Source organism: Bifidobacterium mizhiense, from assembly GCF_020884755.1.
GTDB lineage: Bacteria > Actinomycetota > Actinomycetes > Actinomycetales > Bifidobacteriaceae > Bombiscardovia > Bombiscardovia mizhiensis.
Genome location: NZ_BPWE01000007.1, coordinates 58,891 through 65,859, shown reverse-complemented (window position 1 = coordinate 65,859; position 6,969 = coordinate 58,891). Strand labels below are relative to the sequence as shown.

Annotated in this window: 8 protein-coding genes and 1 rRNA gene; 6 read left to right on the top strand and 3 right to left on the bottom strand. The window is 56.9% G+C overall.

Annotated features, from left to right (window positions below; translation table 11 throughout):
• Positions 1 to 31 precede the first annotated feature (31 nt).
• The 5 genes from rrf to LPC22_RS08260 all read left to right on the top strand — a co-directional run bounded on the left by rrf (position 32) and on the right by LPC22_RS08260 (position 3,537).
• Positions 32 to 148, top strand: a 5S ribosomal RNA gene (gene rrf, locus LPC22_RS08280).
• Between the two features lie 319 nt (positions 149 to 467).
• Positions 468 to 1,133 carry an SDR family oxidoreductase gene (locus LPC22_RS08275; RefSeq protein ID WP_229133470.1) on the top strand — a complete coding sequence of 222 codons (666 nt, stop codon included), beginning with the start codon at positions 468 to 470 and terminating at the stop codon, positions 1,131 to 1,133.
• 197 nt (positions 1,134 to 1,330) lie between these two features.
• Positions 1,331 to 2,083 (top strand): tyrosine-protein phosphatase, encoded by a 753-nt coding sequence (locus tag LPC22_RS08270; RefSeq protein ID WP_229133469.1) that lies wholly within the window; start codon positions 1,331 to 1,333, stop codon positions 2,081 to 2,083.
• Between the two features lie 68 nt (positions 2,084 to 2,151).
• Positions 2,152 to 3,090, top strand: coding sequence for an aldo/keto reductase (locus tag LPC22_RS08265; RefSeq protein WP_024628096.1), 939 nt, complete (start codon positions 2,152 to 2,154; stop codon positions 3,088 to 3,090).
• 195 nt (positions 3,091 to 3,285) lie between these two features.
• Entirely contained in the window at positions 3,286 to 3,537 is a 252-nt protein-coding gene (locus tag LPC22_RS08260; protein ID WP_024628097.1) for a hypothetical protein, read from the top strand.
• A 202-nt stretch (positions 3,538 to 3,739) separates the two neighbouring features.
• On the opposite strand, the gene LPC22_RS08255 is transcribed toward LPC22_RS08260, so the two are convergent.
• Together LPC22_RS08255 and LPC22_RS08250 are read right to left on the bottom strand one after the other, a co-directional pair.
• Positions 3,740 to 4,558, bottom strand: a complete 819-nt coding sequence (locus LPC22_RS08255) for a nitroreductase family protein (RefSeq protein ID WP_229133468.1) — start codon at positions 4,556 to 4,558, stop codon at positions 3,740 to 3,742.
• 106 nt (positions 4,559 to 4,664) lie between these two features.
• On the bottom strand, positions 4,665 to 5,030 hold the full coding sequence (locus LPC22_RS08250; RefSeq protein WP_229133467.1) for a DUF4235 domain-containing protein: 366 nt from the start codon (positions 5,028 to 5,030) through the stop codon (positions 4,665 to 4,667).
• 63 nt (positions 5,031 to 5,093) lie between these two features.
• Between LPC22_RS08250 and LPC22_RS08245 the strand changes: the two genes are divergently transcribed.
• Entirely contained in the window at positions 5,094 to 5,804 is a 711-nt protein-coding gene (locus LPC22_RS08245; protein ID WP_229133466.1) for a histidine phosphatase family protein, read from the top strand.
• Positions 5,805 to 5,902: 98 nt separating this feature from the next.
• On the opposite strand, the gene LPC22_RS08240 is transcribed toward LPC22_RS08245, so the two are convergent.
• Positions 5,903 to 6,943: a LacI family DNA-binding transcriptional regulator gene (locus LPC22_RS08240; protein ID WP_045923850.1), complete on the bottom strand. Its 1,041-nt coding sequence runs from the start codon at positions 6,941 to 6,943 to the stop codon at positions 5,903 to 5,905.
• Positions 6,944 to 6,969: the final 26 nt, after the last annotated feature.

Here is a 6,969-nt window from a genome sequence, read left to right as displayed (position 1 = left end):
ACCCGGCAACGGGTTGGCAGAATTGAAGATTCGCGGCGGTCATGGCCTGGGGGAGACGCCCGGTCCCATTCCGAACCCGGAAGCTAAGACCCAGCACGGCAATGGTACTGCACCCGGAAGAGTGTGGGAGAGTAGCACACCGCCGCCATTACATTTGAATATGGGAGGCATCCTCGGGAGAACATTCCTGAGGATGCCTCCCTTTTTATATTCACTTCAGACCAATGCTTGGCCGTCCCTGTCCTCCTGCACAAAGCCGTGAGGGAAACAATCAAACACAGTTCGGCTGAATACCAAAAGCCGCCTTTCACTTGCGCAGTCTGCGATTTGAACCTAGAGAGCACTGATCTCAAAAGCGTCGCCCACTTTGCCGCCTGTCGTTTTTGCCGCCTGTCGTTTCTGGTTCAGGACATCTAGAATGAAAAGCAGCCGAATCAGGCGAACAAACACGGATACGAAGAAAGCGGATGAGCATGGGCAAAAGAATCATTCTTGTAGGAGCCACGGGCAGAGTAGGCGCCTTGACCTGCGAGGACCTGGTTAAAGCCGGCCACGAAGTGGTCGCCTGCGCGCGAGGGGCCTCGAAGATTCACGCCAGCCAGCAGGTTGAGCCCGTGACCTTGGATCTGCATGACCCGCTCTCCCAGGTAACCGACGCATTCCGCAAGACGCATGCGGATGCCGTCGTCTTCACCGCAGGCTCACGCGGCAAGGACATCAACCAGATCGACGCTTTGGGAGCCATGAAGACCATAGAGGCCGCCAAAACGGCCGGCATCACCAGGTACGTCATGCTGGGAGCCATGTATGCAGCAGACTGGCTGCGCTGGGAGCAGCCCCAGATCAAACCTGCCATCGACGCCCTCGCCGACTATTACGTGACCAAGAACATGGCCGACCAATACCTGATCGGCTCCGGACTGGACTACACCATCATCGAGCCAGGCAGCCTGACCGAACAGACCGGCACAGGAGCCATCCAGGTAGAACCAGACCGCCCCGGACCCATACCGATCCCCGACGTGGCACAATGCCTGGCCGACTGCGTCGACCTTCCCCAGACCACAGGCAGGATCTACAACATCACCGGGGGAGGCACACCAATCAAACAGGCCCTAACCGCAGAGCTCTGACAGCACCAACCGATCAGGCCCTCACAAGAAACTTCTGCCGCGAGACCATGGCGTGTCTGCACAGCAACGGTGATGGTACCTTGGTTGCATTGCTTGTTGGCTCTTGCTGTTGATTGCGCGCTGGCGCACTGCGTCCCAGTGACCTTTATAAAGGCGGGATTGGCGTGGGGACTGGGCGCAGCCTAAGGAGGTCGTTAATGAACATCACCAATTTTCGTGATCTGGGGGGCATGCGGACCATCCACGGCCGCCGGGTTCGTCCCTACAAGTTCATCCGATCAGGACAGCTGGTGGGTCTGAACGAAGATACGAAGAGGGAACTGGTCGACCGCTATCGGGTGACACAGGTCGTGGACTTCCGCCGGCCCTTTGAGAGACAGGAAAGTCCGGACGACAGGATCGATGGTGTGACCTTTACCAACATTGATCTGCTGGAGCAAAGTGGTACCAACGGCGCCAGCCTGGACGATTTCGCCTCGCTGGGTTTAGCGGATCAGGTCAACGACCACATGTTGAATGTCTACCATGACCTGGTCATGAGTCCTGCGGCCCAGCGGGGATATGGGAAGTTCCTGCGCATCGTCGTGGACAACATCCAGGGGGCTACGCTCTTCCACTGCTTTGCCGGCAAGGATCGGACCGGGTTCGCCGCGGCCCTGGTGCTCTGGCTGCTGGAAGTGGACGACACCCAGGTATTTGCGGACTATCTGAAGACCAACCAAGAGAGGGTCGAGGCCAACAATCAACTGCTGGACCAATTCCGCGCCAAAGGCTTCGACCAGGATTCACTGGATGCCCTGCAGATTGCGCTCTGCGTCAAGAAAGAATACCTGGCCCATGCCCAACAAACCATGATCAAGGCCTATGGGGATGTCTTTACCTATGCGCGGCAGGCCCTAGGGTTCGGGCCAGACCAGGTCGAGGCACTGCGTGGCAACCTGCTGGAGTAGCCGCACAAGGCTGGAGGTAGCCGGTACGGGTAGACTCGAGCCTAGACGTCAATTGCGAGGAGGACATTGTGCGATACATGAACTTAGGACGGTCAGGATTCCGGGCCTCCCGTGTGGCCCTGGGGGTCATGCGGATCGATCAGAAGAGCCGCGAGGAAGCGCGGACCATTGTGGAGACTGCCATGAATGCGGGCGTGGACTTCTTCGACACAGCAGACTGCTACCATGCCGGGGCCAGCAGCCGAGCCCTGGGGCAGGCTCTGAAGGATCTGAGCGTAGACCGTGACAGCGTGGGCATTCAGACCAAGTTCGGCATTTTCCGCAACCCGGACAGCGACCAGATCACCCGCTACGACTTCTCCAAGGATCACCTGCTGAAGGCCCTGGATGAGGAGCTGGTCAACCTGCAGACCGACCATGTCGACTTCGTACTGCTGCATCGCCCCGACACCCTGGTCGACTTGGACGATCTGGCTGAGGCCTTCAATGAACTGCAATCCAGTGGAAAGGTTCGGCACTTCGGCGTCAGCAACGTCAACCCCATGCAGGTGGAGCTGTTGCAGAGCGCGGTAAGCCAGCGCCTGGAGGTCAACCAGCTGCAATTCGGTCTGGGGCACACCGGCATGGTCGACCAGGAGATTCATGTCAATATGGGCGACGATCCCAGCCTGGACCATGATGGTGGTCTTCTGGCCTATTCGCGGCTGAAGTCCATGACCATTCAGGCCTGGAGCCCCTTCCAGACCGGATACTTTGACGGAGTCTTCCTGGACAATCCCCGCTATCCCGAACTCAATGCAGAGTTGGACAAGTTGGCTCAACAGCATGAGGTAGCCAAGAGCGCTATTGCTGTGGCTTGGATTCTGCGGCATCCCGCGGGCATACAGGTGCTTCTGGGATCCATGAACCCCGAGCGCATCACGCAGATGGCCGCCGGCGCGGATGTGGATCTGACCGCTCAGGAATGGTACGACCTCTACCTGAGCGCCGGTCACGACCTGCCCTGATCCGTGCTCTAGAGTCGCTCGCGTCCGCCCGTCTTTAACTGCTTCTGGTTATGAAGGATTGCGCCCTGCCAGTCTGATCTTGCATCATTCGGATGTGTCATCTGGCAGGGCCTGCCCGATCGGGCATTGGGCGCTATGAGTGCAAAAGTGTACAGAAGGATAGTCAGATCGGTTTCGAGGTAGTCGTACGCTGTCATGCATTATTTCACCCCACGACGTTGCGCTGCTACGTCCAAGATCATGTATCACGATCGGGCCAAGGCCCAGCAGGCCGCCGACCGCAGCATGGTCGAACGCAACGTTCTTCTGTGGGTCTACCGTTGTGATTACTGCGGAAACTGGCATCTGACCAGCCATGAGCCGGGCTCCTACCAGCGTATGAGGACGGGCTCGCGAACTCTGAAACCGCATAGTCGCAAACGTGGGTATAAACCCCGCCGTCGGTAGGGGCAGTCATTGCCTCTGCAGCTCTAGCGTTCGACTTGGCATTCTTGATGATCGCAGAGGTGATCCATACGGCCCCAGGCAGCAAGATCGGATTCCGCTGATCTCGCTGCCTGGGGCCGATTGGGCTTTGTTTGTTCACAACTAGGCTGGTGAACTAGGCTGGTGAGCCTTACAGTTGTCTGGCCAGCAGGGACTTCATTGCCTAGCAGGCTGGGTCAAAGCCCTGCCGGCGGATCGAATCCAGCATGGGTTCATGGCCGGAGGCAGGGTTGCGAACCTTGTCAGTCATCATGGCGCTGAATGAACGGTGAGGGTCGTCCATGTGCCGGATGTCGCGATAATAGCGGGTGACCGTCTGATCGAAGTCAGCCAAGGCGTCCTTCATGTCTGCATCATCGTCGGCCCGCTGGTAGGTGTTGGTAAAGATTTGCGCCTGACGAGGCATCCTGGGCTTGGGATCTGGGTCCTGGGCCGGATGGCCGATGGCAAGACCCAGCACCGGATAGACCAGCTTGGGCAACTTCAGCAGATCGATTAGTCTGTTCGTATCATTGATGACACTGCCCAGAATGACTCCGCCCAGGCCCAGGGCGTTGGCTGCGGTCTCCATGGCGTGCAGGGCCAGGACCGCATCATTCTGGGACTGCAGGAAGACATACCCGGAGTTGAGCAGGGTGGTATCCGGATCCAGATCATCGTCGAATCGTCGGACCAGATCGGCATTGCGGCGCTGGTCGGCGAGGAAGATGTAGAGTAACGGGGCTTCGGCGACATAGCGCTGATGGGCCATATCCGCGATAGCCAGCGCCTCATCATGATCCGTGACCCTGATGGCCGACCATTCGTGGAAATACCGGCTTGTCGCTGCATGCTGGGCCGCCTGCTCCAGCAGGGCGACGGTCTGGTCGTCTACCGGTTCGTCAGTGAATCCGCGGATGGAGCGCCGTTCAAGCAAGGTCCGTATGGTGGGATTGTCGGCCGGATTTGCGGTCGGGGTTTTCTGTGAATTTGATAAGGTCATTTTGACATTCTGGCCGTCAACGCCTGCCAATGCAAGACCTTGTCGTCAAAATCACGCAATCAGCGTTATCTGGACCGGTCTGGTTATCAGTCAGCGTCCCTTGCTTTCAGCGCTGGTGACGACGGTCGATCAGAGCCTGGGAACCCCGCTCGGACAGACCTGAGACCAGGGCGGTAACGGCTGCCGATAGAACGCCGAAGAGAAGACCGGCAGTAGCGCTCTCCTGATCCTCTTCGGGGCTGTCCACGCCTCCATTGCGCTTGCGGACCAGTCCGCTCCAAAAGGCCTGGAAGAGCTTGCCAGCCAGCAGTGCGGCGATGCTGGGAAGCGCAAACTTGACCAGCTTGTCTGTCAGCGATTCCGGGTCAGATTCAATCGAGTTGCGCATGTCATTCACCTTGCTATCCACCTGATGAAGCATGCCGACCACTTGGTCGGCCATCCTGCCAGGTTCCCGTCCTGAGTCCGTCATAGGTTCATTATCCCACATGCACGGTGCTTGGGCGTGACCGTACCTGGGGTTAAACTGCCATCCATGGACATTGTGAAGAATACGTCGGGCAAAGATGCCTCGAACGAGAGCGAAGGCTATGCTGTGCTGCTGCGGCATGGTCAGACAGTTTGGAGCGAAACCGGGCAATACACGGGGCGCACTGATATCCCCCTGACCGACCAAGGGCGTGAACAGGCCAAAGAGGCGGGTCAAAGGCTGGCTAAGGCCTTCCCCGATGGATTTGACTCTGACTGCATTTTTTCCAGCCCCCTGCAACGAGCCAGGCAGACAGCCGAACTGGCCGGTTTCTCTGATCCGGAGCCGATGGATGGGATTCTGGAGTGGGATTACGGTCCGGCCGAGGGGCACCGTCCTCAAGACGTGGTGGCCAGCCTTGGCCGTGACTGGAAACTGTGGATCGACGGTCCGCATGCTTTGGGCATCGATGAGCTGGCTGGCGACCGGGTGGTCGATCTGCCTTCGGGCAGCCCCGTTTCCGTGCATGTGACTCAGGGCGAAAGTCTGGATCAGGTAGCTGCCCGTGCGCGTGGGATTGTCGAATGGCTCGAACCTCTGGTGTGTTCGGGGCGGCATGTGCTTCTGGTGGCGCACGCCCATATCCTGCGCATCCTGACGACGCAGTGGCTTGACTTGGATCCCCATAAGGCCCAGCTGTTCAGGATGAATACGGCGCATTACGGTGTTCTTGGCATCTACCAGGGCAAGCGTGTGCTCAGGCAGTGGAACGTGTGATTGGGATGAATATCGAATTGTCTCTTAGTGGGTTTGACGATTTCGATTGAGTCTGAGCGGGATACCGTAAGCCTGGTCGAGCAGTAATCCATGGTGCGTTATGGTTGTCGTCCAGATGTGAGGCTTTCGGCCTCATGCCTTGGACGGGATGTACTGCTGCGTAGAATTAGCCTCGCAGGTACTGTTTCGCAAGGGTTAGTTATTTTCTTGCCCGCAATAAGGTCTAAAGCTTTCTTGGCGGCAATCTCTCCAAGTCGTATGGGATCCTGATGGATTGTAGTCAATCCGACTTCATGAGCATACAGGCTGTCATCGAAACCTGTCACCGAGACTGTGACAGGCACCTCAATGCCGCTCTTCTGCAATTCAAACATTAAGGGCACGGCTATGCCATCCTCTTGGCAGGCTATAGCAGTGGGAAGGGATGAAAGGCTGAATATTTGCGTTAAAGCATCATCTATCTGGTCATGGCTGTCTGCAACCTTGATAATGGTGGGTTCCACTCCATTGGCTCGGCAGGTATCAAGAAAGGCATTAACGCGCTTTTGCGCACTGAAATGAAGTACTGAAGCATACATCTCCGTAATGATGAAGACAATATTTCGGTGCCCCAATGACAGGAGATGACGTGCCAGCAGCATGCCTCCCTGCACGTCATCAATATTGACTGCTGCGTCGAACAGCTCCGATAATGATGAATTGATGCCGACAAGAGGAACATCTACTGAATGAAGTCGTTCAACTTCGTCCTTGTCAATGTCAAACGAGGTTACGATGACTGCATCAGCGTTGCGCCTGATAGGGAGATCGCGGAAGAAGTTTTGTCGTTCTTGAAGGGTCAGAATTCGACGTATAGCAATGTCATAGCCAGCCGGGTTGAAGATTGTGTTCAGCCCTTCCAAGATTGAAGAATTGAACCAGGACTGGATAGGGCTGTTAATCAGTAATGCGATACGTAGCGACTGTCCTGATTTCAGTACAGTCGCTGATCTCATGATGGAGAAGTTCAGTCGGCGCGCTGCCTCAAGTACCCGTGCCCTTGTCTTGTCGGATACCAATGAAGGGTTGTTGAAAGCTCGTGAGACTGTGGAAACCGATACATGTGCCGAGGCAGCAACATCCTGAATTGTCGCATTCACAAGGTTGCCGCCTTTCAGTTGTTCCC